Origin of the sequence: Adonisia turfae CCMR0081, from assembly GCF_011009555.1 — a bacterium.
GTDB lineage: Bacteria > Cyanobacteriota > Cyanobacteriia > Phormidesmidales > Phormidesmidaceae > Leptothoe > Leptothoe turfae.
This window is the reverse complement of sequence record NZ_QXHD01000004.1, coordinates 2,757,728-2,758,258: the sequence shown is the minus strand read 5'-3', so window position 1 is coordinate 2,758,258 and position 531 is coordinate 2,757,728. Positions and strand designations below refer to the sequence as shown.

The following is a 531-nucleotide window of genomic DNA, read 5'->3' as shown; positions in this document are numbered from 1 at the left end:
AGGTGCAACTGACGCCCAATGCTAACTTTGATGCCGATGAACCCAATGGCACCCCTGGGGATACCAGCATTCTGGCAGCGGCTCAAACGCTTCAGGTCGGTGAAAACTCCACCTTCCGATTCACCGTGGAAGTGGAAAGTGACCTGGTCAACACACCAGGAACGTTTACTAACCAAATTGAGGCAATCGGCACATCCCCCAACGGGACTAATGTGGACGACGATTCGGACGACGGGCTGGAAACCGATGCAGACGGAGACGGTAACGGGAATGAACCGGGTGAAAACGATCCAACCCCGGTACAGTTACCACCGCCAGAGACCCCGGCCATTGGTGTATCCAAGCGAGTGGTATCTGCTATCACCCAGGCCGATGGTGACTTTGAAGTGGTGTACGAAACCACGGTGGAGAACCTGGGTAACGTCACATTGAACAATGTTCAGCTCACTGAAGACCTGGATGACACCTACGGAGAAGGCGCTTTCTCCATTATTGGTGCACCCGTATTTACAGCCCGGGGCTTAGCCAATG

General features: G+C 54.0%; 1 protein-coding gene. It reads left to right on the top strand.

Features of this window, described 5'->3' with window-relative positions; genetic code table 11:
- Positions 1-531 (top strand): DUF7507 domain-containing protein (locus tag DXZ20_RS37500; protein WP_431732077.1); only part of this gene is annotated, 531 nt, incomplete at both ends.